Origin of the sequence: Burkholderia sp. USMB20 (genome assembly GCF_000949135.2) — a bacterium.
Lineage (GTDB): Bacteria > Pseudomonadota > Gammaproteobacteria > Burkholderiales > Burkholderiaceae > Burkholderia.
In genome coordinates, this window is record NZ_JTAN02000001.1 from 217229 (window position 1) to 241913 (window position 24685).

Annotated in this window: 23 protein-coding genes; 8 read left to right on the forward strand and 15 right to left on the reverse strand. The window is 68.6% G+C overall.

What is annotated here, in order from left to right:
* Positions 1 to 15 precede the first annotated feature (15 nt).
* Entirely contained in the window at positions 16 to 228 is a 213-nt protein-coding gene (locus PL79_RS01050; RefSeq protein WP_044848500.1) for a DUF1059 domain-containing protein, read from the forward strand.
* 114 nt (positions 229 to 342) lie between these two features.
* On the opposite strand, the gene ltaE is transcribed toward PL79_RS01050, so the two are convergent.
* A complete protein-coding gene (ltaE, locus tag PL79_RS01055) occupies positions 343 to 1356 on the reverse strand; it encodes a low-specificity L-threonine aldolase (protein WP_044848499.1) in 1014 nt (337 codons plus the stop codon).
* On the reverse strand, positions 1353 to 1760 hold the full coding sequence (locus PL79_RS01060; RefSeq protein WP_135800925.1) for a hypothetical protein: 408 nt from the start codon (positions 1758 to 1760) through the stop codon (positions 1353 to 1355). Before PL79_RS01060 ends, ltaE begins: the two co-directional genes overlap by 4 nt.
* Before the next feature lie 164 nt (positions 1761 to 1924).
* On the opposite strand from PL79_RS01060, the gene PL79_RS01065 reads away from it, so the two are divergent.
* The 3 genes from PL79_RS01065 to PL79_RS01075 are packed head-to-tail and all read left to right on the forward strand — an operon-like array spanning position 1925 to position 4535.
* On the forward strand, positions 1925 to 3346 hold the full coding sequence (locus tag PL79_RS01065) for a cytochrome ubiquinol oxidase subunit I (RefSeq protein WP_044848498.1): 1422 nt from the start codon (positions 1925 to 1927) through the stop codon (positions 3344 to 3346).
* 30 nt (positions 3347 to 3376) lie between these two features.
* Complete coding sequence (gene cydB, locus PL79_RS01070) at positions 3377 to 4384, forward strand: cytochrome d ubiquinol oxidase subunit II (protein WP_044848497.1); 1008 nt, start codon at positions 3377 to 3379, stop codon at positions 4382 to 4384.
* A complete protein-coding gene (locus PL79_RS01075; protein ID WP_044848496.1) occupies positions 4356 to 4535 on the forward strand; it encodes a hypothetical protein in 180 nt (59 codons plus the stop codon). The genes cydB and PL79_RS01075 overlap by 29 nt, the downstream gene beginning before the upstream one ends.
* A gap of 105 nt (positions 4536 to 4640) precedes the next feature.
* Here PL79_RS01075 and PL79_RS01080 read toward each other — a convergent pair whose 3' ends face one another.
* The 7 genes from PL79_RS01080 to PL79_RS01110 form a co-directional block, all read right to left on the reverse strand.
* Positions 4641 to 4928, reverse strand: a complete 288-nt coding sequence (locus PL79_RS01080; protein WP_044848495.1) for a helix-turn-helix domain-containing protein — start codon at positions 4926 to 4928, stop codon at positions 4641 to 4643.
* A 170-nt stretch (positions 4929 to 5098) separates the two neighbouring features.
* Positions 5099 to 5293 (reverse strand): YqaE/Pmp3 family membrane protein, encoded by a 195-nt coding sequence (locus PL79_RS01085; protein ID WP_044848494.1) that lies wholly within the window; start codon positions 5291 to 5293, stop codon positions 5099 to 5101.
* A 283-nt stretch (positions 5294 to 5576) separates the two neighbouring features.
* Positions 5577 to 6032 (reverse strand): TIGR00725 family protein, encoded by a 456-nt coding sequence (locus PL79_RS01090; RefSeq protein ID WP_063927876.1) that lies wholly within the window; start codon positions 6030 to 6032, stop codon positions 5577 to 5579.
* Between the two features lie 70 nt (positions 6033 to 6102).
* Positions 6103 to 6933 (reverse strand): ABC transporter permease, encoded by an 831-nt coding sequence (locus tag PL79_RS01095; RefSeq protein WP_044845032.1) that lies wholly within the window; start codon positions 6931 to 6933, stop codon positions 6103 to 6105.
* 10 nt (positions 6934 to 6943) lie between these two features.
* Positions 6944 to 8032, reverse strand: a complete 1089-nt coding sequence (locus PL79_RS01100) for an extracellular solute-binding protein (protein WP_044845031.1) — start codon at positions 8030 to 8032, stop codon at positions 6944 to 6946.
* Between the two features lie 35 nt (positions 8033 to 8067).
* The gene (locus tag PL79_RS01105) at positions 8068 to 9099 is read right to left on the reverse strand and encodes an ABC transporter ATP-binding protein (RefSeq protein ID WP_044845030.1); all 1032 of its coding nucleotides are present in this window, start codon (positions 9097 to 9099) and stop codon (positions 8068 to 8070) included.
* Positions 9100 to 9106: 7 nt separating this feature from the next.
* The gene (locus PL79_RS01110; RefSeq protein ID WP_044845029.1) at positions 9107 to 9958 is read right to left on the reverse strand and encodes an ABC transporter permease; all 852 of its coding nucleotides are present in this window, start codon (positions 9956 to 9958) and stop codon (positions 9107 to 9109) included.
* 162 nt (positions 9959 to 10120) lie between these two features.
* Here PL79_RS01110 and PL79_RS01115 point away from each other — a divergent pair, with 162 nt between their 5' ends.
* A complete protein-coding gene (locus tag PL79_RS01115) occupies positions 10121 to 11017 on the forward strand; it encodes a LysR family transcriptional regulator (RefSeq protein WP_044845028.1) in 897 nt (298 codons plus the stop codon).
* 79 nt (positions 11018 to 11096) lie between these two features.
* Here PL79_RS01115 and PL79_RS01120 read toward each other — a convergent pair whose 3' ends face one another.
* Entirely contained in the window at positions 11097 to 12773 is a 1677-nt protein-coding gene (locus PL79_RS01120; protein ID WP_044845027.1) for an alkaline phosphatase family protein, read from the reverse strand.
* A 303-nt stretch (positions 12774 to 13076) separates the two neighbouring features.
* On the opposite strand from PL79_RS01120, the gene PL79_RS01130 reads away from it, so the two are divergent.
* Entirely contained in the window at positions 13077 to 13298 is a 222-nt protein-coding gene (locus PL79_RS01130; RefSeq protein ID WP_044845026.1) for a hypothetical protein, read from the forward strand.
* Positions 13299 to 13363: 65 nt separating this feature from the next.
* Here PL79_RS01130 and PL79_RS01135 read toward each other — a convergent pair whose 3' ends face one another.
* Positions 13364 to 17194 carry a DUF748 domain-containing protein gene (locus PL79_RS01135; RefSeq protein WP_044845025.1) on the reverse strand — a complete coding sequence of 1277 codons (3831 nt, stop codon included), beginning with the start codon at positions 17192 to 17194 and terminating at the stop codon, positions 13364 to 13366.
* Between the two features lie 152 nt (positions 17195 to 17346).
* On the reverse strand, positions 17347 to 18786 hold the full coding sequence (locus PL79_RS01140; protein WP_044845024.1) for a DUF1254 domain-containing protein: 1440 nt from the start codon (positions 18784 to 18786) through the stop codon (positions 17347 to 17349).
* A gap of 553 nt (positions 18787 to 19339) precedes the next feature.
* On the opposite strand from PL79_RS01140, the gene PL79_RS01150 reads away from it, so the two are divergent.
* Positions 19340 to 19663: a type II toxin-antitoxin system HicB family antitoxin gene (locus tag PL79_RS01150; protein ID WP_044845023.1), complete on the forward strand. Its 324-nt coding sequence runs from the start codon at positions 19340 to 19342 to the stop codon at positions 19661 to 19663.
* A gap of 211 nt (positions 19664 to 19874) precedes the next feature.
* On the forward strand, positions 19875 to 22721 hold the full coding sequence (locus PL79_RS01155; protein WP_082088502.1) for a heavy metal translocating P-type ATPase: 2847 nt from the start codon (positions 19875 to 19877) through the stop codon (positions 22719 to 22721).
* 198 nt (positions 22722 to 22919) lie between these two features.
* On the opposite strand, the gene PL79_RS01160 is transcribed toward PL79_RS01155, so the two are convergent.
* From PL79_RS01160 to PL79_RS36975, 3 genes are all read right to left on the reverse strand, one after another.
* Positions 22920 to 23399 carry a GNAT family N-acetyltransferase gene (locus tag PL79_RS01160; protein WP_044845022.1) on the reverse strand — a complete coding sequence of 160 codons (480 nt, stop codon included), beginning with the start codon at positions 23397 to 23399 and terminating at the stop codon, positions 22920 to 22922.
* A 254-nt stretch (positions 23400 to 23653) separates the two neighbouring features.
* On the reverse strand, positions 23654 to 23809 hold the full coding sequence (locus PL79_RS35960) for a hypothetical protein (RefSeq protein WP_167359264.1): 156 nt from the start codon (positions 23807 to 23809) through the stop codon (positions 23654 to 23656).
* 175 nt (positions 23810 to 23984) lie between these two features.
* Positions 23985 to 24410 carry a hypothetical protein gene (locus tag PL79_RS36975; RefSeq protein ID WP_328591949.1) on the reverse strand — a complete coding sequence of 142 codons (426 nt, stop codon included), beginning with the start codon at positions 24408 to 24410 and terminating at the stop codon, positions 23985 to 23987.
* Positions 24411 to 24685 lie beyond the last annotated feature (275 nt).

Sequence of the window (24685 nt, forward strand, 5' to 3'; positions counted from 1 at the left end):
CGTGAGGAGAACATCATGCCCCGCCGCTATATCGATTGCCGCGAGTTTCCCAGCGCGATGAATTGCTCGGTCGCAATTTCCGCCGACTCCGACGACGAACTGCTGGAGGCCGCCGTGCAACACGCGGTCTCGGTGCACCAGCACACCGACAGCGCCGAACTGCGCACGCAACTGAAAACCCTGTTCCGCGACGGCACGCCGCCCGCCGACATGCTCCGGCAAGCGTAACCCGCCGGCACGCCAGATATCGACAGACGGGCTGCATCGCCGCCCCCGTCGCCTCCCTGCTCCTGCTTCGCGCCACGACGCGCCGGCGCCCCCCGCCGGCCGGCGCATTCGGCTTTACGTACGCCGCTGCGCGAAATACGCGCCGACCGCATCGATGAAGGTATCGATGTCCGCGCGCGACACGTCGCAGTGCGTGACGAAGCGCGACGCGTACAGCATCTGCGTGAGGATCCCGCGCGCCTTGAGCCATGCCTCGAGCGGCGCGCAATCGGCTTCGGGGAATTGCGCGAACACCATGTTCGTCGCATGCGACAGCACCTTCACCGGCTCGATGCGCGCGAGGCCTGCCGCGAGATGCGCGGCGTTCGCGTGATCGTCGGCCAGCCGCTCGACATTGTGGTCGAGCGCATACAGGCAGGCCGCCGCGAGAATGCCAGACTGCCGCATCCCGCCGCCCAGCACCTTGCGCCAGCGCTGCGCGCGCTCGACCAGCGCGCGATTGCCGACCAGCACCGAACCGACCGGCGCGCCGAGCCCTTTCGAGAAGCAGATCGACACGGTATCGAACGGCGCGCACAGTTCCGCGATCGGACGGCCCGACGCGACGGCCGCATTGCACACGCGCGCGCCGTCGAGGTGCGTGGCCAGCCCGCGGCTGCGCGCGAGCGCGACGGCTTCCTGCACATAGCCGTCCGGCAACACCTGGCCGCCGATCGTGTTTTCGAGCGCGAGCAGGCGCGTGCGGGCGAAGTGATTGTCGAGCGGCTTGATCGCCGCGGCGATCTTCGCGAGCGGCAGCGTGCCGTCGGGCGCGTTCTCGATCGGCTGCGGCTGGATGCTGCCGAGCACGGCCGCGCCGCCGCCTTCGTACTTGTAGGTGTGCGCGAGCTGGCCGACGATGTATTCGTCGCCGCGTTCGCAATGGGCCATCAGCGCGGCGAGGTTGCTCTGCGTGCCGCTCGGGAAGAACAGGCCGGCTTCCTTGCCGGCCCGCTCGGCCGCGACCGCCTGCAGGCGCAGCACGGTCGGGTCGTCGCCCCATACGTCGTCGCCGACTTCTGCGGCAGTCATCGCGGCCAGCATCGCCTGGCTCGGACGTGTCACGGTATCGCTGCGTAAATCGATCATCTTCGTGCCCTGAGTGAACGCGGACCGGTACCGATGCGCCCGGCCCTGCCGAAACGAGACTCAGAGTGTACGCAATTCGCGCAGCGCTTGCCGATGCTTCGCGCCGCGCGAAAGCCGCGTGACCGGGCGCCGCCGGTGCACGATCCGGATACAACCGGCACGACGCGACGCAGTCCACGCCGGCGCGGCATCGTCAACAACGCGGCGGCGGCCGGACACCCGGCATCGGCATCGGCATCGGCATCGGCATCGGCATCGGCAGCATAGGCCGCGCGTGCCAACGCGCGGCACCTTCGCGCACGCCGCATCGTTCCCGTGATGCGACGCGCCATATTGCCGCACGTGCGGCAGACCGCCACGCCACCGCCACCTGCGGCGCGCGCCGCGATCTTGATACGAATCAACGATTTATCCCGAAACCACGCGCGCCGGGCTGGACATCTGCGACGAGTTGGCGCATTTCGCGGCGCAACATCGCGGCACATACTCCAGCCAACCCCGATGCCCCCTCCGGCCGGGGTCCGCCGGCACCCCGCCGGCGGGTATCGTCAAGCCTCGGTCAACTGGTATGGACACCGCATTTTCGGCCCTCGATCTGGCCCGCCTGCAATTCGCGTTCACCGTCTCCTTTCACATCGTCTTCCCGGCGCTGAGCATCGGCCTCGCCAGCTTCATCGCCGTGCTCGAATATCGCTGGCTGAAGACCGGCAAGCAGTACTACAAGACACTCTGCCTGTTCTGGTCGAAGATCTTCGCGGTCGCGTTCGGGATGGGCGTGGTTTCCGGCGTCGTGATGAGCTATCAGTTCGGCACCAACTGGTCGGGTTTCTCGAGCTTCGCCGGCTCGGTCACCGGCCCGCTGCTGATGTACGAGGTGATGACGGCGTTCTTCCTCGAGGCCGGCTTCCTCGGCATCATGCTGTTCGGCTGGAACCGCGTCAGCCCGCGCGCGCACTTCGGCGCGACGCTGATGGTCGCGATCGGCACGCTGATCTCGACGTTCTGGATCCTCGCGTCGAACAGCTGGATGCAGACGCCGCAGGGTTTCGAGATCGTCGACGGCCGCATCGTGCCGACGGACTGGTTCGCGATCGTCTTCAACCCGTCGTTCCCGTACCGCCTGTTCCACATGGCGATCGCCGCGTTCATCGTCGCCGCGCTGGTGGTGGCCGCGACGGGCGCGTGGCACCTGCTGAAGGGCCGCCGCGACAAGGGCGTGAAGAAGATGTTCTCGATGGCGCTGTGGCTGCTGCTGGTGCTCGCGCCGCTGCAGGCCGTGATCGGCGACCAGCACGGCATCAACACGCTGAAGCACCAGCCCGCGAAGATCGCCGCGATCGAAGGGCTGTGGGAAACCGAAAAGGGCGGCACGGCGCTCAACCTGTTCGGCATTCCGGACATGAAGGCCGAAACGACCCGCTACGCGGTGCAGGTGCCGCACCTCGGCAGCCTGATCCTCACGCACAGCTGGGACGGCGAGATCCGCGGGCTGAAGGAATTCCGCCCCGAGGATCGTCCGAACTCGACGGTCGTGTTCTGGAGCTTCCGGATCATGGTCGGCCTCGGCTTCGCGATGATCGGCCTCGCCGCGCTCGCGTGGCTGCTGCGCCGCCGCGGCAGCCTGTATGAATCGAAGTGGTTCCAGCGCCTCGCGCTCGTGATGGGCCCGACCGGCTTCGTGTCGCTGCTCGCGGGCTGGGTGACGACCGAGGCGGGCCGCCAGCCGTGGGTCGTGTATGGCGTGATGCGCACCGCGCAGGCCGTGTCGCCGCTGTCGGTGCAGCAGGTCAGCCTGTCGATGATGACGTTCGTGATCGTCTACTTCCTCGTGTTCGGCACCGGCGTGTACTACATGCTGAAGCTGATGAAGGCCGGCCCCGCGCTGCCCGACGTCAAGCACGACGCGCGGCACGGCGAGCCCGACACGCGCCCCGATCACACCGCGCGCCGCCCGATGTCGGCCGTCGACGAGCTGATCGAGACCGTCTGAGCCCACCCACTTTCGCAAACGAGAAAACCTATGGACGTCACCGTAATCTGGGCCGCGATCATCGCATTGGGGCTCTTCATGTACGTCGTGCTCGACGGCTTCGACCTCGGCATCGGCATCGTCTTCCCGTTCTTCCCGGACGAGAAGGAACGCGACCTGATGATGAACACCGTCGCGCCCGTGTGGGACGGCAACGAGACGTGGCTCGTGCTCGGCGGCGCCGGGCTGTTCGCGGTGTTCCCGATCGTGTATTCGACGGTGCTGTCGGCGCTGTACCTGCCGCTGATCTTCATGCTGGTGTGCCTGATCTTCCGCGGCGTGTCGTTCGAGATCCGCGCGAAGGCACGGCGCACGAAGCAGCTGTGGGATCTCGCGTTCATCGGCGGCTCGGCCGGCGCGACGCTGTTCCAGGGGATCGCGCTCGGCGCGTTCCTGCAGGGCATCGACGTGAAGGACGGCGTGTACGCCGGCGGCGCATTCGACTGGCTCACGCCGTTCAGCCTGCTGACCGGCCTCGGGTTGATCGTCACGTACGCGCTGCTCGGCTGCTGCTGGCTCGTCGCGAAGACGGAAGGCGACCTGCAGCGCCGCCTGCATCGCGTCGTGTGGCCGCTGACCGTCGTGCTGCTCGGTTTCATCGCGGTCGTCAGCCTGTGGACGCCGCTGCAGGATCCGTCGGTCGCGCAACGCTGGTTCGATTCGGGGCTGTTCTGGCGCCTGCTGCCGGTGCCGTTCCTGGTCGCCGGGTGCGCGGTGTGGATGCGTCGCGCGGTACGCAACCGGCACGACATGACGCCGTTCGTGCTCGCGCTGGCACTCGTGCTGCTCGGCTACGTCGGCCTGCTCGTCACGATGTTCCCGTATGCGATTCCTCAGACGATGACGATCTGGGAAGCGGCGGCGCCGCGGTCGAGCCAGACCTTCACGCTGGTCGGCGCAGCGGTTATCCTCCCCATCATCATCGCCTACACGACGATGGGTTACTGGGTATTCCGAGGCAAGGTGCGCCATGAAGACCAGCATTACTACCACCACTGATCCCGCCGCGCGCCGGCCCGACGCGCCGCGGCCGCGGATGCGCGGCTGGATGTGGTTCGTCGTCCTGTGGGCGGGCGGCGTGCTCGGCGCCGTCACGCTCGGCTATGCGTTCAAGATCTTCATGAACCTGACGCTGTTCGCGGTGAAGTAAAAGGCAGCGCGCCGGCCGGGCGATCGCGTCACGCGCGCGGCCCGGGCGCGGCGCGCATCGATCGCCCGATGGATGCGTGATCCGCTGCCTCTTCCTCCGCGTGCGTTATTGCGGCGCCCGCCGCACTACGCCGAGCTTCAATCCCAGCATGCCGAATATACGGTTCATCGTCTGAACCGTCCCGTCGCTGCGGCCCTGCTCGATATCCTGAATCGTCTTTGTCGACACACCGGCGAGCTTCGCCATTTCGGCGCTCGTCAGCCGCATCGTCTGCTTCAGATGACGCACGGATTCGCGCAGCGACCACTCGGGATGCGCGAGAACGTCCTCGATCGCTTGCCGGCGCAACGCGAGCTGATCGGGAAGCGACATCGCGTTATAGCGTTTGTCCATCGTGTCGCCCTCGCCTAGCGCAGTGCATCCATCGTGCAGGAAGCGTTCATTTCAGCAGAAATCTATACAAATCATGCCGTTCATCGTAGCTGAATTATATAAATTTCTACCGAAATAGGAATCGAGCCCCTTGAACTCCGGAAGCAGCGGTCGAGGGAAACTGCCGCCGCTTACCGCCGCTCGCGCAGCGCCGCCTCGATCTTGCGATCGGTCTTGTACTGGCTCAGCGCATACACCGACCAGATCGCGGCCGGCAGCCAGCCGATGATCGTGAGCTGCAGGATCAGGCAGATCACGCCGGCGATCGGGCGGCCGATCGTGAAAAACTGGAACCACGGCAGCAAGAGGGCAAGCAGCAGACGCATCGGATTTCCTTTTCGCATCGTTGAAGAACAGCGTACGCGGCCAATATGGCGCGTGACGCCCCCCATTTCAAGCCGGCGCGCGCCCGGCACGCAGCCGACGCCCCGCGCCGGAACGCCCGCACCGCCCTCGCCTTCTTCACCCGCCGGCCGTAAAAAAACGGCCCTCGCATCGCGCGAGAGCCGTATCGGAATCGCTGGAGAAGGTACCGCGCCGCGCCCGGAACGTGTGCCGCATGCCGATCCGCACGCGCGTCTGCGTGTTCCCGTCAGCCGGGATGCCGACCTACGCCGAACCGGACAGCCATCGCGCAACCTGCGCGACGAGCGGATCCGCTTCGTCGAAACGCTCGACGCCCGCTACCTGCGGCGCATCGCAGATCGCGAACACCGGCTTGCCCCATTGCAGCCCCAGCGCGATTTCGGACAGCGTGCCGAGACCGCCGCCGACCGCGATCAGGCACAGCGACGCGCGTGCGATCAGCGCATTGCGCGTGATGCCGAGCCCGGTCGGCAGCGCGACCGACAGGTACGGATTCGCGTCCCGCGCATCGTCCTCGGGCAGCAGCCCGATCGCGCATCCGCCCGCGGCCCGCGCGCCGCGCGCCGCGGCCTCCATCACGCCCTGCTTGCCGCCGCCGACGATCGCGATGCCCGTCGCCGCGATCGCGTGCGCGATCCGCTCGGCGACGGCGAGCTGCGCGTCGGTCGCGTCGCGCGGCCCGATCACGCCGACCGGCATCCGGTGCCGGCGTGCGCCGCGCTGTCGCTGCGCGAGCTGCGCCAGCGCGGCGCGCGTGTCGTCCGACCATTCAATGACGTCGTTGCCGTGCAAGTCCTTCCCCCAGTGCAAGAACGCAGGTGCAAAGCGCCGTCAGCACGATCGACAGTACGGCGGCCTGCGAGAAATCGGTCTGTCCGTCGGACAGCTTCAGGTACATCAGCAGCGGCAGGATGTTGACCTGCGTGCCGGCCAGCGCGAGCGCCGTGCCGTACGTGCCGAGCGCGATCGCACCGACGAGGCACCACGCCGACGCGATCGACGGCCACAGCTCGCGCCACGCGACGTCTAACCACGCGCGCCACGGCCGGGCGCCGAGCGTCAGCGCCGCCTCGAGCGGCCGCCGGTCGAGATTCGCGAGCGCCGGGTAGAGCATCAGCGCGACGCGCGGGATCAGGTAGTACGCGTAGGCGAACGCGAGCCCCGGCATCGTGTAGATCGCGCCGCCGACCACGGTCGGGTCCGCGCCGAGCGACGCCAGCAGCATCGTCACGAAGCCGGCGCGGCCGAACACGAGGATGAAGCCGTACGCGATCACGAGGCCGGAGAAGGCGAGCGGCACGCCGAGCAGCGCGAGCGACCAGCGGCGCCGCGCCGGCGACTGCCCAGCCAGCACGAACGCGACCGGCACGCCGACGGCGACCGACAGCGTGCCGGCGCCGAGCGCGAGCGCCAGCGAACGCACGATCGCGTCGGCCACGAGCGGATCGCCGAACACCGCGGCGAACGCACGACCGCCGCCGTCGAACGCGGCGCCGACGAGCGCGGCGAGCGGCAGCACGAAGCACACCGCGAACAGCCCGGCCGCCGGCACCGCGCCGTAGCGGCGCAGGACGCCGCGCTGCATGGACGAAACCCGCATCGCGCGCCCCTTACTTGCCGAGCGTGGCCTGCGACCAGAGCTGGTCGACTTCGGCCTTGTGCGCCGCGGCCTTCGCGACGTCGAGCGGACGCACCTGCGGCGCGTTCGGCAGCTTCGCGGCGACATCCTGCGCGACCGGCGTGCCGGGCACGGCCGGACGCACGAAGCCCTGCGCGAACAGCCCCTGCCCGACGTCGCTCATCACGAGGTTGAGCCACAACTGCGCGGCGGCCGGATTCGGGCCGTTCTTCACGAGACTCATCGCGTACGGCGCCGACACGCTGCCGTCCTGCGGGATCACGACTTCGGCCGCGTCACCCATGCCGTCCGCGTACTTGGCCTTGAGCCCGTCGTTCTCGTAGCCGATCAGGACCGGAATCTCGCCCTTGACGAATTTCGCGTACGGCGTCGTCCCCTCGACGCGCAGCACGTTGCCCGCCCGCTTCAGCTTGCCGAAGAAATCCGCGCCCGGCTTCGGGTTGTCGACGCTGCCGCCGTTCGCATAGGCGGCGGCGAACACGGCGACCTGCCCCTGCCCGGTCGAGCGCGGATCGAGATAGACGACCGCATTGCGATATTCGGGCTTCAGCAGGTCCGACCAGCGCTGCGGCACGTTCTTCACGAGCTTCTTGTTGACGAGCAGCGCGATGTTCAGCGAATGCACCGCGAACCAGCGGCCGTCGGCCGCGCGGAATACCGTGGGCAGCTTGTCGAAATTGACCGGCTTGAACGGCGCGACGACGTCCTTGGCCGTCGCATCGAGCGCCGATGCCGCGAAGTAGTACGCTGTGTCGGCCTGCGGGCGGCGTCGCGACTTGTCGAGCGCGACGACCGTCGCGGCCGAGCCGATGTCGTTGTACGTGATCTCGACCTTCGGGTAGCGCTTGCGGAATTCGGCGAACAGCGACTTCCAGTTCGCCCATTCCGGGCCCGTGTCGAACGACACGACGAGCCCTTCGTCGGCGGCCTTCTCGTACAGCGCGTCCTCGCCGGGATACAGCGGCGCGGCATGGGCCAGCGCGGGCGCGAGGGTCGCGAACGCGCAGAGCGCCAGCAGGCGGCGGCGCGTCGCATGAAGGAAGTGGCGGCGTGCAGACATCGTGATTCTCCGTTGAATGAATGGGTCGCCCGCGCTCACGCGGCGGGCAGCACGAGCAGATGGCGCGGCTCGATCGACACGCAGCGCGCCGGCAGCTCGCGCCCTTCGCCGAGCAGTGCGTCGGTCGCGCCGGCCGGTACGAAGTCGAAACGCTGGGTCGCGCCGAAGTAGCGCACCTCGCCGACCCGGCCGTCGATGCGGTTCGCGACGGACTCGGGCGGATCGGGCTGCAGGTGTTCCGGCCGGATCAGCACCTCGACCGGGTCGCCCGGCCGGTGCGCACCCGTATCCGCGCGCAGCGTCGTGAACCGCACGTCGACCGCGCCATGCGCGAGCACGCGGCCGCGCAGCAGCGTCGAATGGCCGACGAAACGCGCGACCTGCGCGGTCGCCGGACGCTCGTACAGGTCGCGCGGGGTGCCGGCCTGCAGCATGCGTCCGCCGTCGACGATCGCCACGCGATCGGCCATGCTGAGCGCTTCGTCCTGGTCGTGCGTGACGAGCAGCGTCGTCGCGCCGCATGCGCGCTGCAGCGCGCGGATCTCGTCGCGCAGCTGGTGGCGAATGCCGGCGTCGAGCGCCGCGAGCGGCTCGTCGAGCAGCAGCAGCTTCGGTTCGATCACGAGCGCGCGAGCCAGCGCGACGCGCTGCTGCTGCCCGCCGGACAGCAGCGCCGTGCTGCGTCCGGCCTGCGCGGCGAGGCCGACGCATTCGAGCATCTCGAGCGCGCGGCGGCGGCGCGGCGCCGCGGCCATGCCGCGCATCTTCAGGCCATAGGCGACGTTGTCGACGACCGACAGGTTCGGAAACAGCGCGTAGTGCTGGAACACCATCCCGACCTCGCGCTGCCACACCGGCACGCCGGCCATGTCGCGGCCGCCGATCGCGATACGGCCGCCGTACCCGTCGAGCAGGCCGGCGGCGAGGCGCAGCAGCGTCGATTTGCCGGAGCCGCTGCGGCCCATCACGGCGAGCAGTTCGCCCTGGGCCGCGGACAGCGTGACCGCGTCGACGCCGTGACGGGCGCCCGGATACTGGAAGCTGACGTTTTCGAAATCGAGACTCATGACGGTTTCACTTCAGGCGTTGCACGGTGAGGACGGAGGCGAGCGTCGCGAGCACGGCAAGGACGAGCAGCACGACGGTGGCCGCGCAGGCCATCCCGGACGCGCCGTAGAACGCCTGCAGCAGCACGATCGGATAGTTGCGGTAACGGAAGCCCGCGATCAGGTTCGAGATCTGGAATTCGCCGATCGAAAGCGCGGCGACCATCACGAGGCCGGAAAACAGGCTGTGCCGCAGGTTCGGCAGCACGACCGTGAAGAACTGGCGCAGCGGCGTCGCACCGAGCGTCGCCGCACACGCCTCGAGATGCGCGAGCCCCAGGTGGCGCAGGTCGCTCAGCAGCGTCTGCAGCAGGTACGGCAGCGTCAGCACCGCGTGCGCGGCGATCATCAGCGGCAGCGTGCCGAGCCACGGCAGCGCATCGCCGCTGAAGATCGCGATGTAGCCGAACCCGAGTGTCAGCGCCGGCACCGCGATCGGCATCAGCATCACGATGCGCGCCGCGAAGCCGCGGCCGGCCAGTGCGCGGTGATGCAGCGCATAGGCGAGCGGCAGCGCCAGCACGGCATTGATCGCGCAGCAGGCGAGCGCGACGACGAGGCTCGTGCCGAATGCGCGGGTGAAGCTGCGATTCGCGGCCAGGTCCGCGAACCAGTGCGACGTGATGCCGGTCGGCAGCAGCGTGTTCGTCCACGACTGGCCGACCGAGCCGATCAGCAGCAGCACGATCGGCAACGCGAGGTACAGCCCGAAGACCGCGACGAGCGCCTGCAGCAGCAGGCGTCCCGCGATCGCGCGCGGCCGTTTGTTACGACGAATCGGAATAGCTTCGGCAAGGGCCGGAGCGGCTGGCGGATGCATGGCGAATCTCGCTGACGGACACGGAACGAGTCACGCAACGCCCGCCGGGCAGGGCCGGCACGCGTTGTCATGACGGCCGCAGTGTGCGGATCCGACATGGCATCGTCATGAAAAAAACGTACAACGCCCGCATCGATCTGTGCGCGCAAGGAATAGTTCGCCGTGAAGCACCTGTTTCCCAACGTCGCGGAGCTGCACGCGTTCGCGACTTCCGTGAAGTACCTGAACTTCTCGTATGCGGCGCGCGAGCTGGGCCTGACGCCGAGCGCGGTCAGCCGGCAGATCGCGAATCTCGAGACGCTGTTCGGGGTGAAGCTGTTCGTGCGCGAGGGGCGCAATCTCGCGCTCACGCGGGCCGGGCAGGTTTATCACGCACGCGTGATCGGCCCGCTGCGCGAGATCGGCAACGCGTCGATCGAATTGCTGAGCGCGCGCGAGGACAGCGACCTGCTGACGATCGCAAGCGTGCCGACCTTCACGACGAAGTGGCTGGTGCCGCGCCTCGCGCGCTTTCTGGCCGGCGCGCCGGACGTCACGCTGAGTTTTCGCCGCCATCTCGCGCACGGCGACGTGTTTCCGTTCGGACTCGACGCGGCGATACGCTATGGCGACGGCGCATGGGAAGGCGTCCGCTGCGATTACCTGGACGGCCGCACGTTCGTGCCGGTCTGTTCCCGCGAATTCGCGGCGCGACATGCGCTGCGCACGCCCGCCGACACGGCCGCCGCGCCGCGGCTCGTGCACGAGCAGGCGGAAATCGCGTGGTCCCTCTGGGCGGAGCGCCATCGCGTCGCCCGGATGAACGCGCTGGCCGGGCCGCGCTTCGAACAGTATTCGGTGCTGATCCAGGCCGCGCAAGCCGGGCTCGGGCTCGCGCTCGTGCCGCGCTTCCTGATCGTCGACACGCTCGCGAGCGGCGCGCTCGTCGAACCGTTCGACGCGCCCGTCGACGTCGATGCGCAGGGGCACTACCTGTGCTATGCGCCGGAGCGCCTGGAGACGAGCGCCGCGTTGCGGCGCTTCAGGGAATGGATCCTCGGCGCATGCGCGGAGCGCTGAGCGTGCCCGGCATGGCCGGGCACGCCCGGACGGCACGGCGGCGCCGGTAACACGGCGCCGTGCCGCCCGTCCCGTTGCGTCAGTGGTCGATGCCGAGCCCCGGCAGCACGTGCGTGTTCTCGGCCACGACCGCGTGCAGCAGCTTCGGTTCGGCGCCGAGCAGCCCGAGGATCGTCGGCGCGACCTGCTTCGTGCCGACCACATCGCTCACGGTACGCGCACGATGGAGGCCCGGGTACGACACGAGCAGGCCGAGGTGGCTGTCGTCCGGCGCGTTGCCGCCGTGTTCCTCGTCCTTCTTCGTGCTCGACGTGTAGATCACGCCCGGATTCGGCTGGACGATGATGTCCGGCGTGCGGCCGTTGGCCGGATCGCCGAACCGGTCGGCCAGCGCCGCGCCGTACAGGATGGATGCCTGCGGGCCGTCGGCGCAGATCCCCGGCGCGTTGCAGCCGAGGTTCGCCTTCAGCGTCTGTACCACGGCCGTGCGCTGGCTGCGGTCGCGCAGCCAGATCAGGCCGACGTCGTCGGTCTGCACGAAGCCCGTGCCGACCAGGCCCGAGCCGTCGTTCAGGTTGCCCGTCGTCGTGTTGTTCTGGCCGAAGTTGCCGTTCGGGTCGACGTAGTTGTTCGCTTCGAGCAGCTTCGTCAGCGTGTCGCCGTTCTTCACGAGCTTCGTGTGATCGGTCGGCGACTGGCCGTGCTTCGCCGTGACGATCACGGCCGTCGACGTGTACAGGTTGCGCTGCTTCAGCTCGGCGACGATGCGGCCGATCGAGTTGTCGACGTACGTGATCGCGTTCGCGACCTGGCCGTTCGGCGTGAAGTTCGCGTCGAGGTAGCCGCCGCCCTTCGCGACCGGCGCCTTCTGCGCGACGCTGAGCGTCTGGAAGTTGGCGCCGAACAGCGTCGGCACCGGCGCGTTTTTCGTGCCCGTCGAATCGCGGCCGTCGATCTGGTTGACCAGCGCCTGCACGTGCAGGTTGTCGAAGCGCGCCGTGTGCGAATAGACGTCGGTGTAGGCGGTGTTCGTCGCCGGGTCGATCGAGTTGATCTCGGTGCGCATCAGATCGTCGACGCCGGTGCCCGACGGGCCGTTCAGCCAGTCGTAGCCCCACGCGTGCTTGTCCGCCCACGCGGTGTAGGCGTTCGGCACGCCGGCCTTGACGGCCTCGAACACCGTGTTGGTCTTCACGTAGTTGTGCGGATAGACCGGCACGCACTGGCCGTCGACCTTCGCATGCGGAATCGCCTGCGGATTGAATGCGCCGCCGCCGTCGAGATGCACGAGCGCGCCGCCGTTGAACGCATCGATGCCGGTCGTCTCGTCGAACACGACGTTCCAGCCCTGCTGGCCCGAGCAGGTCGTGTCGCTCGGCGCGTACAGGTTGCGGTCGTACGACACGTCGTAGAACAGGCCGGCCGTCTTCGGCGAGCCGCCCGTCACGAGCGCGGCGAGCCCCGGGAACGAGTCCGACAGGCCGGGCGTATAGGCGTTCGTGTACGTGACGCCGCTTTGTGCGAGCACGGCGAGGTTCGGACACGTGTTCGCGCCGATGCAGCGTGCGAGATCCTGCTCGTGCAGGCCGTCGACACTGATCAGCAGCACGTGCTTCACGACGCGCCGGCCGTGGCCGGCGTCATCGCCCTGGCTGTTGCCTTCCTGCTGCGCCGCGTAGGCGCCGGCGCTTGCGAGCGCCAGCGCGCCCGCCACCATCACCGCCATTTTTCGTTGCTTAGCGAACCTGGAAATCATCACCCCACCTCATCGATTGACGTTGAACTGCGTGACCTGCCATCAGGCGCGCAAAATATCGCCGCGCCGTGGGGCGCGCGCGTGAAGCGGGGCTTTCTGTTTTCTGTCAAACGTAACCAATCGCAAGTGACACGACGCGGTCGCAAAAGAAAGCGACCCGGCGCACGCTGCGACGTGTGCGCGCGAGGTTCGCACCGGGTCGGTGCATCGGGCGCGCCGTCGCCCGCCGCGCGAATTTTTTTCACGCTTGGCGTATGACTATTGGCGTGTGATAAAGGGTTTTCCCTGACCCGGAGCACGAGTATGTCGACCCTGGAAGCTCTCCGGTTCGTGCTGGACGATGCACGCACCCCCGAAATCATTCGCCACCACGTCGTCGACGCGCTGCAGTACGCGTTGCGCAACTACGGCCAGGTATTCACCGCGAAGGAAGTCGAATGGCTCACGCATTGGGACGATGCCCGCCTGCCGCTGGCCGCGAGGAAGGAACTGGACAAGCGCGAACCGGCGATCGAGGCGCGCTGACGGGACGCGCGCCGCCGCGCCCGATTGCCGATCGGACGCGGCGGCGGCGGATGATGGCGTAACGCTTACTGCAGGCCGAAGTCGACGCGCGTCGTCGCGCCCTTGTCCTCGATGCCCTTCGCATCGAGCTTCGGCGCCACGACGAACATGCGGCTCGCATCGATCTTGCCGTCGAGGTACTGGCGCACGGCCTGCGCGCGCTGCTGCGCGAGCGCGCGCAGCGCGTTGTCGTCGGCCGGCGCGTGATCGGCGAGCGCCTGCTTCATGTCCGCATCGGGCAGCGTCTTCTGCAGGCCGATCAGGTTGCGCGGCTTCTTGAAGTCGGCGTCCTTGTACGCGCGCGTCAGGTACTTGGTGTACTCGGCCGGTTCGACCTTCACCGACATCGGATCGATGCTCTCGCCCTGGCCGACCACGTCCTTCAGCTTCTGCTGGCGAACCAGCCGTTCGACGTACGCGTCGCGCAGCCCCGGCGTGTCCTTCGCCGGATCGACGCGGCCGATCAGGTCCAGCCGGATCGACGGCTTCTCGGTCAGCATCTTCACGACGGTATCGAGCTTCTTCTGCTGCGCGTCGGTCAGCTCGTACGCGCCCGGCGCGAACTCGACGTAGCCGAGATCCTCGCCGCCGCTGCCGCCGAACGCATTCGCGAGCAGCGTGAACGGCGACGTGACCGCCTTCGCGATCAGGTTCAGCACCGCGCGCCAGATCAGCCCGCCGACGCTGAACTCCGGATTCGACAGCGAGCCCGACACCGGCAGGTTCACGTCGATCTGGCCGCGCGTGTTCTTCAGGAGCGAGATCGCGAGCTTCACCGGCAGCTTGGTCGCCGTGTCGTTTTCGACGTGATCGCCGAACGTGAGCTGGTCGATGAAGATGTGGTTGTTCGCCTGAAGCTGGTCGTTCGCGAGCTGGTAGTGCAGGTCGACGTTGAGCTTGCCCTTCGTGATCGGGTAGCCGGCGTACTTCGCCGAATACGGCGTCAGGTTGGTCAGCTCGATGTCGTGCGCGGTCGCCGTGAGATCCAGCGCGGGCTTGTCGATCAGCGGGTTCACCGAGCCCTTGATCGAGATCGGTCCGTTGCCCGCGAGGTTCGCGGCGACGTCGACCGGCGCGGACGTCGTCGAGTCCGTGCCGAACGCGCCGACCGTCCCCTTGATCGCGACCAGGTTCGCCGTGTAGTTCGGCTTGATGAAGTTGTCGGTGTAGGTCACGCGGCCGTCCTGCAGCAGGAGCTCGCCGAAATGCATGCGCACCGGATTCTGCGGCGGCGGCGCGGCCTTCACGACGACCGTCGCCGATGCGGCGGCCGGCGCCGACGCCTGCTGCGCGGCCGCGGCCGACGAGGCCTGCGCGGCGGCGGCCGGCGGCGTCATGCCCGGCGACAGCGGCACCGGTTCGGGCTTGCTCGCGTCGCGCGTCAGCGATTGCGCGGGGCCCGTCTCCTTCGCGACGACGTCCTTCAGGTTCAGCCGACCCTGCGCATCGAGCAGCACGCGGCCGTAGAAGTTCGAGAACGTCACGCGCGCGGCGTCGACGTCGGTGCCCTTCTCGTCGTGGTTCACCTTCAGGTTCGACAGCGCGAGCGAGCGCCAGCCGGCGAACGGGTCGGACGTCGCCTTGTCGAGCATCCGCACGTCGACCAGCGCGACGTCGCCGCGATAGGTCGCGCGCGGCGTGTCCTTCACCTGCGCGAACGTCAGGTTGCCCTGCGCGTTGAGCAGCGCGCTCGCGATGGTCGCGTTCAGCGCGCTGCCGAAGTACGGCTCGAACGCGGCCGCGTCGAGGCGGTTGCCGTTGATCTTCAGGCCGAGCTTCAGCGGCTGCGCGGTCACGTCGCCCGACACGTTCACCGAGCCCTTGCGGTTCAGCGTCGCCTTCAGCTGCACCGGCAGCGGCTTCGTCAGGTCGTCGCTGATCTTCTGCACCGACAGGTCGAGCGGCTTGATCGCGAGCTTCACCGGGCGCGGCGTCGACAGGTCCGTGAAGTTCGCGGACGATTCCTTCACGTTCAGCGCGTCGATCCGGTAATGCCACGACGGCGCGACCGCCGCGGCCTTGCGCGCGACCGTGCGCCTGGGCACCGCCGCCTGCGCGGGTTCGGCGAGCGCCGCCAGGTCGATCTTGCCGTCCTTCAGGCGCTTCACGTCGATCGCGAGCCCGGTCGCGTCGACGCTCGCGATTTCCGCGCTGCGCGCGGCGACGTCGACCTTCGTGATCTTCGCGCTCGCGTCGGGCAGCACGATCGCGGGCGCTTTCGCGTCCGGCGTCGCGAGCTTCAGCGACTTCAGGCTCACCGTGCTGTCGGCGACCTGCGCGTCGAGCGGCGTCTTGCCCCAGTCGGCCTTCGCGTTGACGCTCGCGCCGAGCGTGCCGTCGAGCACGCGCGCGCGGGTCGCCTCGCCGAGATACGGCTGCAGCGCCGGCAGCGCGAGCGCATCGACCGTCAGCTTCGTGTCGGCCTGCTTCGCCGCCAGGCTGAACGCGCCTTCGGCCTTCAGGTCGCCGCCGCGCGACAACGACGTCGACAACGTGTATTTCGCGGGCGTCTTGCCCTGCAGCGCAAAGCCGTCGAGCGTCGCGGCCAGCTTCGTCAGCGACAGCGCGGTCGGCGTCGCCGGCACGCGGTCGTCGACGTTGATCGTGCCGCCGTCGATCGCGAAATGACGGATCGTCAGGTCGAGCGGCGGCGCTTCCTTCGCGGCGGCTTCGGCCTTCGCGCCGCTCGCGGCGGCGACGGCGGCGGCTTCGCTCGATGCGGTGGCACCCGATGCGGCAGCGGCCGACGAGGCAGCGGCCGGCTTGCCGGCGGCCGCCTTCGGCGCGGCAGATGGCTGGCCGGCGAGCTTCTCGACGTTCAGCACGCCCTGCTTGTCGCGCGCCAGGTCGACGACCGGCTGGTCGAGCCGGATCTCGTCGAAATGCAGCACGTTGCGCAGCGGCTCGAGGCCGGCGGCCGCGACGTGCACGCCGCGCGCGGCGAACAGCGGCGCGGACGCGCGGTCGGTCACCTTCGCGTCGTTGAGATCGACGGTGCCCGACACGCGCAGCGCGGGCGTGTCGCCGCTCATCACGAAGTTCAGCTTCAGGTCGCTGCTCAGGAGGCCGCTCGTGACGATCACCGGCAGCTTCGCCGGCGCGTACGAAATCAGCTTCGGCACGTCGAGCCGGTCGAACGTCAGCGCGACTTCCGACTCGCGCGACTGCGCGAACGGCTTTGTCCTGCCGTCGATCGCGATCGGGCTGCCGTCGAACCGCGCGCGCAGCCTCGGCTGCACGAAGATGTCGGTCTTCGACGGCAGCGTCGCGATGAACGGGATGCCGAGCGTCCAGTTGTCGACCACGTGCTTTTCGTTCAGCAGGCGGTCATCGAAGTCGATCCGGCCGTCGTTGACCTGGATGTTCGACACCGAGAAAAGTGTCGGCTTGCTTTCGGGTTTGGACGGCGTCGAGAACTTCTCGATCAGGTCGGTGAAGTTGAAGCGCTGCGCGTCGTAACGGACGACATGGAAGCGCGGCGAGTCGACGCGCACTTCGTTGACGATCGGCGCGCCGCGGAACAGCGACGACCACGACGGCCTGACGACGAGCTTGCCGATGTCGATGAAGTCGCCCTGGCCGCCGCGCTCGCCGACGTGCACGCCGTCGGCTTCGAGGTTCAGCGTGTACGGGTTCAGCGCGACGCGCTGGACCGTGGACGGCCGGCCGAGTTGCTGGCTCAGTTGCTGTTCGGCGATGTGGCGGATCAGCGGCGGCGCCGCGAAGAACCCGAGCAGTCCGAATAAAACGAGGAAGATCAGCACGCCGAGGCCGATACGCCGGGTCCGGCGCGAGCGTGCAACGCCGCCGAGGGCATGGAGGGTAGAGGGTACGGTTTCTTTGTCTGCGCTTGCCATGCTTGGATGCCTCGGGAATGGATGCCTGGCCGCGCCGGAAAACCGGCACGGCCGTGCACGCTATCCCGAAAGTATAGGCTCAGGTGGTGACGGAACGACGTTCGGGCGCGGCCACCGCGCCCGCGGATCGGACAGCGGCGGCGCCCGTCGGTTCATTTCCGGACGACGACGGGCGGCATCCACGAGCCGTCGCTCGCTTGCGGCTTCGGCGCGTACAGCCGCAGCGCGAGCGCGAAATCGGTGCGCGGCGCCGGCAGCCAGTTGGCCGCATGCGTGCCGCCCGGCGATGCCGACACGACCACGTCGATCGAGCCGTCGTGGTTGCGGCGCAACCGGTCGCGGTCGCCGAGCGAGCGGCGCGCCGAGCCGACGTCGGGCAGCGCACCGTTCGTCGCGTACGGCGTGAGCGTCCAGAACCCGCGCACCGGCGGCAACGCGCCCGGCGCGAAGTGCAGCACGTAGCGGTTCGCGCCGTTCAGCGCATGGCCGTCGCTGTCGACGCGCACGAACGCGAGCGTCTCGTCGTCGCGCGTCGCGGTGCCGAACTGCGTGTAGGCCACGTACGCGCGCAGCGTGTAATCCTGACCGTACTTGCCGGCCGTGTCGCCGATCCAGCTCCAGCCGTTCGCGTTGAGCAGGTTCGACGGCGGTGTCGCGAGCCGCGCGCGCGCCTCGGCGACGCCGGCCGTCGCGGCGTTCAGGCGATCGCCCGTCCACAGCACCGGGTAGCCGGCCGTCACGCCGATGTCCTTCAGCTGTTCTTGCGCGTGCGCATCGTCGGCCGGTGCCGGGTTGTCCTGCAGCGCCTGCGCGAAGCGCGTGAAGAACGCCTTCGGGTCGAGCGCGGCCACCTGCTCGGCCGGCGTGCCGCCGCTCGCCGCTTCCGACGGCGCGCTGCCCGCATGGACCGCGACCGACGCGCCGCGCGCGCTGCCCGTATAGACGGACAGCGGCACCACGCGGATCGTCCGCTGCAGTTTCTTCACGTTCGTGAGGTCGCGCCCGCCGCTCGTCTGCAGCCGCACTTCGAGCCACGCGTTCGCCGACGGCACGTCGATCCGCAATGCGCCCTTCGGCAACGTGCCTTGCCAGTCCTTCGCGGCGAAGGCAATCGTTTGCGCTCGCACGGCGCCGCGAGCGCCACGCGCCGCCACGCTCGACGCCGACCACAGCACGTTCGTCCACATGTCGAGCGCGCGGGCATCCCAGTAACGGCCGCGGGTGTCCGGCAGCGTCACGATCACCGGCTCGGCGCCGACGTCGAGCCAGCCGGTCGAGTCGAGCGTGTCGACGCCCGGCAGCGGCGGGTTGAGCGCGCCGACGGGCGGCAGCGCCTGCGCGTGACGCAGCGTGTTGAGCGGCGCCTGGCCCGGCTGTGCGCCGTCGCCGCCCGTCGCGGCTTCCTTCGCGACGTCCATCAGCACGAGCGGATACGCGTATACATAAGAGTCGGCCACTTCGGCGCGCATCCAGCCGGTTTTCCGCTGGATCGCATCCGGTTGCGACGCGCATCCCGCCAGCAGCGTCGCCAGGGCCAGCGACGCGCCTGCCGCGCGCCGCAGAGCAATTGATTCTCGTAGGTTTTCAATCATTGAATACTGGCCGAATATCGTTCTTGTCAGTCAACGCCTTGTTCGACTCACGATCGGCGAAGGCAAGGCACCCCAGCCTGCCCGGTCGCCGCTTCGCCGGGCCGACGCTGATGTCAGGCCGGTATCATAGCGCCTAAGGGCATCCCCCAATATGCCGAATAACGGGCGCAGCAGTAGTTGCGGCATCGACGGTCCCGGCCGCCGCTGGGATCGGCCGGAATCGACGCAGCATCGACGACCCGGCCGGCCTCCATCACGCTTTCGTCCGTCTTGACTTATGGTGTCATTATTGACACCATTTCGTCATGGCAAACGAATGGAAGATCCTCGACCAACTGAGGCGTGAGCCGGCGAATGTGTGATTCAACGATCTGCGGAAGGTCTGCGAGGCGCACTTCGGTCAGGCCCGCCAATCCGGTTCGAGCCATGCCATTTTCAAGACACCGTGGCAAGGCGATCCGCGGGTCAATATCCAGAACGATCGCGGGAAGGCAAAGGCCTATCAGGTCCGGCAGGTGCTCGATGCGATCGACCGACTGAAGGAACAGAAATCATGACCCAAGACCACTTTACGTACCGCGTAACGTGGTCCCCGGAGGACGGGGAGCACGTCGGCCTCTGTGCGGAATTCCCTTCCCTGTCGTGGCTCGATCAGACGCCGGAAGGCGCGCTGGCCGGCATTCGCCGGCTGGTCGCCGACGTCGTGCGCGACATGACGGCGAATGGAGAAAAAGTCCCCGAACCGATCGCCGATCGGACCTACAGCGGCGAATTCAAGGTCCGCATCCCGCCACAGGCGCACCGGGCACTGGTCATCCAGGCTGCGGAGCAGGGCGTCAGCCTGAACCGTCTTGCGAGTGCCAAGCTCTGCGCATGATCACGCGGTCGATGACGCATGCGTGAATGGCGGGCGTTCCGTCCGGACCCGGGCATTGCGTTTTTCGCGCCCCGACACCAGATAACGTATCGGTAAGCCGAGCCGCTATTCACGTCCGTGCGCCGAATCGTCGCCCCCTTGACCTTCCCATCATGGGAATGTTGATACTGCCATCATTCGCGGCTCGATCCGCGCTCTTGGGGAATCCGACATGACTGAACCACTCGCCACCGCAGCCCTGCAAACGGTCGAACTGACCGTCGACGGCATGCATTGCGGCGGCTGCACCGGCCGTGTGCAACGTGCGCTGGCTGCGGTGCCGGGCGTCGTCGAGGCCGCGGTCGATCTCGACGCGCATGCGGCCACGGTCATCGCGCATGATGCGGTCGAGCCGGCGCAGCTCGTCGATGCGGTCGGCGCCGCCGGCTATCGCGCTACCGTGCGCGAAGCGACGGGCGCAGCCGCGGCGGCCGCGCCCGCGGGGCACGCGACGCGCGTCGCAGCACCGCCGGTAACGGCAACGCCCGCCACCGCCACCGCCACCGCCACCACGATCGAACTCGATATCGACGGCATGACCTGCGCGTCGTGCGTGTCGCGCGTGGAGAAAGCACTCGCGAAAGTGCCGGGCGTCACGCGCGCAACGGTCAACCTCGCGACCGAACGCGCGACGATCGACGCCGCAGCGGATGTTTCCGCGTCGCAACTGACGGATGCCGTCAGGCAGGCCGGCTATGGTGCGACGCCGCTCGCACCGGATACCGCTGCACTCCCTGCCCCGTCCGCGTCTCCGGCATCCGCCAGCCTCGAACTCGCCATCGACGGGATGACCTGCGCGTCATGCGTGTCGCGCGTCGAAAAGGCGCTGGAGAAGGTGCCGGGCGTCACGCATGCGTCGGTCAATCTCGCGACCGAACGCGCGTCGGTGCATGGCACCGGCGCGCTCGACGCCGCCACGCTGATCGCGGCGGTCACGACGGCCGGCTACCAGGCGTCGCTCGCCGCCTCGCCGGACGCGGGCGCCTCGACCGACGCCACCGCCCGCGCCGGCACCGACGCCGCCGCGCAAGCCCCCGACGCCCGCAAGCAACGCGAAGCGATCCGCGAGCGCAATCTCGTGATCGGCTCGGCCGTGCTGAGCGCGCCGCTCGTCGTGCCGATGCTCGTCGCGCCGTTCGGTTTCGACGCGATGCTGCCCGGCTGGCTGCAGCTCGTGCTCGCGTCGATCGTCCAGTTCGGCTTCGGCGCGCGCTTCTACCGCGCCGCCTGGCATGCGGTGAAGGCACGCACGGGCAACATGGACCTGCTCGTCGCACTCGGCACGTCGGCCGCGTTCGGCCTGAGCCTGTGGATGCTGCTGCGCGACCCCGCGCACCCCGGCCACCTGTATTTCGAGGCATCGGCCGTCATCGTCACGCTGGTGCGCTTCGGCAAATGGCTCGAAGCGCGCGCGAAACGCCAGACGACCGAGGCGATCCGCGCGCTGAACGCGCTGCGTCCTGACCGTGCGCGCATCGTCGAGCACGGCGTCGAACGCGACGTGCCGCTGGCGCAGGTGCGCGTCGGCACGACCGTCAGCATCCGTCCCGGCGAGCGTGTGCCCGTCGATGGCCGGATCGTGTCAGGCCGCTCGCACGTAGACGAATCGCTGATCACCGGTGAAAGCCTGCCGGTGCCGAAGGACGACGGCGACCCGGTCACGGCCGGGTCGATCAACGGCGAAGGCGCGCTCGTCGTCGAAACCACCGCGATCGGCGCGGAAACGACGCTCGCACGCATCATCCGCCTCGTCGAATCCGCCCAGGCGGAGAAAGCGCCGATCCAGCGGCTCGTCGATCGCGTCAGCGAAGTGTTCGTGCCGGCGATCCTCGGCATCGCCGTGCTGACGCTGATCGGCTGGCTGATCGCCGGCGCCGGCACCGAAACGGCGATCCTTAACGCGGTCGCGGTGCTCGTCATCGCGTGCCCGTGCGCGCTCGGCCTCGCGACGCCCGCGGCGATCATGGCCGGCACCGGCGTCGCGGCCCGCCACGGCGTGCTGATCAAGGACGCCCAGGCGCTCGAACTCGCGCAGCGCACCACCGTGATCGCGTTCGACAAGACCGGCACGCTGACCGAAGGTAAACCGTCCGTGACGGCGTTCGACGCCGTCGGCATCCCGCGTGAGCAGGCGCTCACGCTCGCGGCCGCGGTCCAGCGGCAAAGCGATCACCCGCTCGCGCGCGCGGTGGTCGCCGCACACGATGCTGACGTCTTGGCCCGCGGCGGCGGCGCGGGTTCGGCCGAGATCGTCGCGGCCGATGCGCGCGCGGTGGCCGGACGCGGCGTCGAAGCGCGCGTCGACGGGCAGCGTCTCGCGCTCGGCAGCACGCGCTGGCGCGATGAACTCGGCATCGTCGTGCCGCCCGAACTCGACGCGCGTGCCGCGGAACTCGAACGCGCGGGCAACACGATTTCGTGGCTGATGCGCGCCGATGCGCCGCGTGCGCTGCTCGCGCTGATCGCGTTCGGCGACACCGTGAAGCCCGGCGCCCGCGACGCGGTCGCGGCCCTGTCGGCACGCGGCGTCGCGAGCGTGCTCGTGACGGGCGACAACCGCGGCAGCGCGGCGGCCGTCGCGGCGTCGCTCGGGATCGGCGAAGTGCATGCGCAGGTGCTGCCCGACGACAAGGCACGCGTGGTGACCGAACTGAAGCGTACGCACGGCGGAATCGTCGCGATGGTCGGCGACGGGATCAACGACGCGCCCGCGCTCGCCGCGGCCGATGTCGGCATCGCGATGGCCACCGGCACCGACGTCGCGATGCACACGGCCGGCATCACGCTGATGCGCGGCGACCCGGCGCTCGTCGCCGATGCGATCGACATCTCCAAGCGGACGTACCGGAAGATCCAGCAGAACCTGTTCTGGGCGTTCGTCTACAACCTGATCGGCGTGCCGCTCGCGGCGCTCGGCTGGTTGAATCCGGTGATCGCGGGGGCGGCGATGGCGTTCTCCAGCGTCAGCGTCGTGACGAATGCGTTGCTGCTGAGGAGATGGAAAGGGCGGGCGCGATGATGCTGGCCGCGACGCGCGCCGGATGGTCCGATGGACCTCCAGCGCTCGTCGCATAAGGGATCGGGAATGGTTGCAGCGTGCCGACTGGTCATCTGCGCAAGCGCTGGCACGGAGCGCCGGCCCTGCGTCGGGCAGATAAAACCGGAAGAAGGAAGGCGACGAAACAGGAACGGGCGACGCCGAAGCACGCCGGCCGCTTCAGCCAGAGACGACCGGCTTGATCAGCGTCGTCGTGATCGGCGCGAAGCCGCACGCCCGATACAGCGCACGGGCAGCCGTATTGTGATTGAACACCGACAGCCCGATCTCGGTGACGCCATGGCGGCGCGCCTCGGCCTCCAGCGCATCGAGCGCGCGCGTGGCCCAGCCCTGGCGGCGCCGGGACGGGACGATGTCGAGGTCGTAGATGAACAGCGTGCGGTTCGGCCCTTCGGGCACGATCGCGTACCAGAGATCGCCGACCGCGTCGCCGCTGGCGGCGTCGATCAGCTGGACGAGTGTCTGGCCGGAAGTGAGCAGGCCGTCGGGCAGCAGCGTATCGAAGCAGGCGCGGGCGCGGCTCGCCGCGTCGTCGGCCGCATTCTGCCCGGATGACACGAGATCGCGCGCGTAGCCGTCGATGGCGCGCGTGCGGTATGCGTGGAATTCACCGGCCGTCATCGGCCGCATCTGCAGCATGGCCCGGGTGTCGCGAGGGAAGTCGGACTTCCAGTGTAGCGGGACGGTCACACCGGCGCGCGATGCGACGGCGGAAAGCGGCAGGCAGTGGCGGCCAGCGCCGCGCCGGATCAGCGGATCAGCGGATCAGCGGATCAGCGGATCAGCGGATCAGCGGATCAGCGGATCAGCGAATCAGCGAATCAGCGAATCAGCGAATCAGCGAATCAGCGAATCAGCGAATCAGCGAATCAGCGAATCAGCGAATCAGCGAATCAGCGACGATACAGGACGATCGGCACGAGGTTCGCACGACGCACGCGCTCGGCTTCGGCGCGACGCGCAGCGTACGAATATTCCGCGTCGAGCGGCAGGTGCGGGGAGACGAACAGGTCGTCGATCTTTTGCAGCAGGGCAAGAATGAAGCTCATGTGAGACTCCTGACAGATGGCGCTAGGGTTTTCCCTTAGATGGACTTCATTCTAAGGGTTTTCCCTGAACTCTGCCAGCGCGCCGCATCAGTTTGCCGCACCCGTGCAACCGCCAACGGACGGTCTCCCGCGACGCGCCTTGCCAGGCCGGGGTTTGCAGATAGGGTCGGACGATTCAGTGCGTTCGACGCACGCGCTTCGCGGCCGCCGCCTCGCGGTTCGCATTGCGTTGCAGCCGGTCGACCTGTGACAGCATCGCTTCCTGGTGTTCCGCGAGCGTCATCAGCGTTGCCTGCTGCGTCGACAGATCGGCAGCCAGCCGGTCGATCCGCTGTTGCCGGGCATCCAGTTCCTGCTTCAGGTGCGCGATCTGCCGTGTTTGCAGCACCAGTGCGGTGAGCCCCGCGAACACGACGATCGCCAGCGCCAGCAGCAGCCGGTTGACGCGACGCATCTCGCGATCGGCCGCCTGCTTCACGCCAGCCGTCTCGGCCTGCAGGGTGGCGAGCCGATCCGACAGCGGGCGCAGATGCGTGTCGGGATCGAAGGCAGGCCCGCTCGACGCGGCCGGTTGCGCGCGATCCGCCGACGGCTTCGTCACGAACGACGCCGCGGAAGCCACCGGCTGCACGACCGGCGAGGCCGGCGCTGCGGCTGCTCGCGCAGCATCACGGGTACTCGCGGCAATCGCGGCAGCGACCGGCTCGGCTGGTTCGGCGCTCGCCTGCGGTTCGGCGCTCGCCTGCGTTTCGGCCGTCGCCTGCGGTTCGGCGGACGGCGCAGTGTGCTGCGCCGGAGTCGCCTCCGCCCCGGCGCCGACAGCCGCTGCTCCCGGCGCACTACGCACCGCTGGCGCTCCCGCTTCGCGCGTGCCGG

Bases quoted from the DNA above. Each gene is read 5' to 3' on its own strand.
- PL79_RS01050 (WP_044848500.1), top strand. From the start codon at position 16: ATGCCCCGCCGCTATATCGATTGCCGCGAGTTTCCCAGCGCGATGAAT.
- ltaE (WP_044848499.1), bottom strand. From the start codon at position 1,356: ATGATCGATTTACGCAGCGATACCGTGACACGTCCGAGCCAGGCGATG.
- PL79_RS01065 (WP_044848498.1), top strand. From the start codon at position 1,925: ATGGACACCGCATTTTCGGCCCTCGATCTGGCCCGCCTGCAATTCGCG.
- cydB (WP_044848497.1), top strand. From the start codon at position 3,377: ATGGACGTCACCGTAATCTGGGCCGCGATCATCGCATTGGGGCTCTTC.
- PL79_RS01075 (WP_044848496.1), top strand. From the start codon at position 4,356: ATGAAGACCAGCATTACTACCACCACTGATCCCGCCGCGCGCCGGCCC.
- PL79_RS01080 (WP_044848495.1), bottom strand. From the start codon at position 4,928: ATGGACAAACGCTATAACGCGATGTCGCTTCCCGATCAGCTCGCGTTG.
- PL79_RS01085 (WP_044848494.1), bottom strand. From the start codon at position 5,293: ATGCGTCTGCTGCTTGCCCTCTTGCTGCCGTGGTTCCAGTTTTTCACG.
- PL79_RS01090 (WP_063927876.1), bottom strand. From the start codon at position 6,032: ATGCCGGTCGGCGTGATCGGGCCGCGCGACGCGACCGACGCGCAGCTC.
- PL79_RS01095 (WP_044845032.1), bottom strand. From the start codon at position 6,933: ATGCGGGTTTCGTCCATGCAGCGCGGCGTCCTGCGCCGCTACGGCGCG.
- PL79_RS01100 (WP_044845031.1), bottom strand. From the start codon at position 8,032: ATGTCTGCACGCCGCCACTTCCTTCATGCGACGCGCCGCCGCCTGCTG.
- PL79_RS01105 (WP_044845030.1), bottom strand. From the start codon at position 9,099: ATGAGTCTCGATTTCGAAAACGTCAGCTTCCAGTATCCGGGCGCCCGT.
- PL79_RS01110 (WP_044845029.1), bottom strand. From the start codon at position 9,958: ATGCATCCGCCAGCCGCTCCGGCCCTTGCCGAAGCTATTCCGATTCGT.
- PL79_RS01120 (WP_044845027.1), bottom strand. From the start codon at position 12,773: ATGATTTCCAGGTTCGCTAAGCAACGAAAAATGGCGGTGATGGTGGCG.
- PL79_RS01130 (WP_044845026.1), top strand. From the start codon at position 13,077: ATGTCGACCCTGGAAGCTCTCCGGTTCGTGCTGGACGATGCACGCACC.
- PL79_RS01135 (WP_044845025.1), bottom strand. From the start codon at position 17,194: ATGGCAAGCGCAGACAAAGAAACCGTACCCTCTACCCTCCATGCCCTC.
- PL79_RS01140 (WP_044845024.1), bottom strand. From the start codon at position 18,786: ATGATTGAAAACCTACGAGAATCAATTGCTCTGCGGCGCGCGGCAGGC.
- PL79_RS01150 (WP_044845023.1), top strand. From the start codon at position 19,340: ATGACCCAAGACCACTTTACGTACCGCGTAACGTGGTCCCCGGAGGAC.
- PL79_RS01155 (WP_082088502.1), top strand. From the start codon at position 19,875: ATGACTGAACCACTCGCCACCGCAGCCCTGCAAACGGTCGAACTGACC.
- PL79_RS01160 (WP_044845022.1), bottom strand. From the start codon at position 23,399: ATGCTGCAGATGCGGCCGATGACGGCCGGTGAATTCCACGCATACCGC.
- PL79_RS35960 (WP_167359264.1), bottom strand. From the start codon at position 23,809: ATGAGCTTCATTCTTGCCCTGCTGCAAAAGATCGACGACCTGTTCGTC.